The organism is Blastocatellia bacterium (genome assembly GCA_035573895.1).
Lineage (GTDB): Bacteria > Acidobacteriota > Blastocatellia > HR10 > HR10 > DATLZR01.
The window spans coordinates 1-2,278 of the sequence record DATLZR010000004.1 but is presented as its reverse complement, the minus strand read 5'-3'; the positions used below and the strand labels follow the sequence as shown (position 1 = coordinate 2,278).

At 56.7% G+C, this 2,278-nt stretch carries 3 protein-coding genes; all 3 read left to right on the top strand.

All coding sequences use genetic code 11. The annotated features are described in order from the left end of the window. A partial coding sequence (locus tag VNM72_00310) for a His/Gly/Thr/Pro-type tRNA ligase C-terminal domain-containing protein (protein ID HXF03841.1) occupies positions 1-331 on the top strand: 331 nt, incomplete at its 5' end. After that, complete coding sequence (locus VNM72_00305) at positions 328-1,338, top strand: hypothetical protein (GenBank protein ID HXF03840.1); 1,011 nt, start codon at positions 328-330, stop codon at positions 1,336-1,338. The genes VNM72_00310 and VNM72_00305, both read left to right, overlap by 4 nt. Continuing rightward, positions 1,304-2,278: methionine synthase (locus VNM72_00300; protein ID HXF03839.1), on the top strand; the 975-nt coding region annotated here is incomplete at its 3' end. The genes VNM72_00305 and VNM72_00300, both read left to right, overlap by 35 nt.

Below are 2,278 nucleotides of genomic sequence, written 5' to 3'. Positions count from 1 at the left end.
CATCGCTCCTTTTCAGGTGATCATCGTCCCGGTCAATGTGGCCGACCCGGCCCAGCGAGATGCCGCTGAACGGCTCTACCAGGAATTGACCGATGCTGGCGTGGAGGTCCTTTACGATGACCGCGACGAACGTCCGGGAGTGAAATTCAAGGACGCCGACCTAATCGGTATCCCCTTCCGCATCACGATCGGTCCCCAGAAAGTCGCCCTCGGCCAGGTGGAAATTCTCTCCCGGCGAACCCGCGCCTGTTTCGACGTACCTCTGGCGGACGCCGTCTCCCGAATCAAGGAGCTTATCGCTCAGGAAGTGAATGAGGTGATTTCATCATGAATCTGATTCTGGCAAACCATAGCAGTTATCCGCGAATCGGGGAGGCCGCTGAGTTTCACCTGCTCCGGCAGACGATTGCTCAGTGGGAACGGGGTGAAAAGAGTTTCGCCGATGTTCAACGGGCTCAGAATGAGGCGGTCCGACGGGCCATCACCGATCAGGTGACGGCGGGCCTCGATATCGTGACTGACGGACTGATCCGGTGGTACGATCCACTCTCTCACATCGCCGGGAAACTCGATGGAACGAAAATCAACGGCTTGCTTCGATTCTTCGACACGAATTTTTACGTCCGTCAGCCCGTCGTCATTGGTCCGCTCCGGTGGACTGGGCCAATCCTCACCGAGGAATACACGTTCGCCCGATCGGTTTCACCCCGTCCGGTCAAAGCCGTGATCACCGGTCCATACACGCTGGCCGCATTCACGATCGTTCAGTCGGAGTCCTATCGCCAGAGGGACCGTCTGGTGGAAGCTTACGCGACGGCACTGGCCGAGGAAGTCCGCAAATTGGTGACCGCCGGAGCCTCTCTGATTCAGATCGAAGAACCGAGCATCCTCAAAGAGGATGGTCCGTGGGATGTGTTTGCACAGGGCATTCGAGTAGTGGCATCTGCGGCCGAACCCGCTCATGTTCTTCTCTGCACGTACTTTGGCGATGTCCTCCCCCTCTATCATAAGCTCCTGGAGCTGCCGGTTGCGGCCGTTGGCTTTGACTTCACCTATAGTCCGCGCCTGTTGGAAGTCATTGCTGCTGAGGGATCACCAAAGCCCCTGGCTCTCGGGCTCATTGATGGGCGCAATACCAAGCTCGAGGACGAGACCACAGTTTGTCTTTTGCTGGAAAAAGTACTTCCGGCCATTCGCGCGGATTATTCGTACCTCACATTTTCGTGTGGACTCGAATATCTGCCGCGTGATCGCGCCCTACTCAAGCTCGATCGCCTGGTTACGATTGGAAGGAGATTTGGTCATGTCACGAGAAAAACTGAGACGCCTGGGAATTGATCTTCCCCTGTTGCCGACAACATCGGTTGGAAGTTTCCCCAAGCCCGACTACGTGCAACACGCGCGCGCTCGCTTCGCTAAAGGGCAGCTCTCACGCCAGGAGCTGGAAGCGCTGGAGAAGAAAGCCACTGAGTTCTGGATGACGACCCAGCAGGAGATCGGTGTGGACGTTGCTGTTGATGGCGAACAGTACCGCGGCGATATGGTCACCTATTTCGCCGAACAGATGGACGGATTTGAGATCGGGGGTCTCGTTCGCTCCTACGGGAATCGCTACTATCACAAACCGATCATCGTCTCCGAGGTGAGGTGGAGGGGCCCCATTACCGTCGGCTGGTGGCGGTTCGCTCAGAGCCTCAGCTCGATTCCCGTCAAAGGAATGCTCACCGGTCCCTACACGGTCATGGATTGGTCGTTCAACGAATACTACCCGGACCGGAAGACGACCTGCATGGCTTTGGCCCGCGAACTGCGTAAGGAAGTGGAAGCACTGATCGAAGCCGGTGCCAAAATCATTCAAATTGACGAACCCGCTCTATCCGTTCGACCCGAAGAACTCCCCATCGCCGTCGAAGCCATGCAGATTGTGACCGAGGGACTGCCGGCCTACTTCATCAGCCACGCCTGCTACGGTGCATTTGAAAAGATTTATCCCGATATGCTCAAGCTTCCCATCGACAACTTCGACCTCGAGATGTCCAACAGCAATCTCGACCTTCTCGATCTTTTCAAACGGATCCCCTTCACCAAGGATTTGAGCTTCGGGGTCGTGGATGTCCACTCGCATGTGATCGAGGACGTGGAGACGGTTTGTGCGCGGGTAAGACAAGGGCTGGAGGTCGTGCCGAAGGAAGCTCTGTGGATTGATCCTGACTGTGGACTGAAGACCCGCACGGTGGATGAAGCCATTGCCAAACTCAGGCGCTGTGTCGAAGCGGCC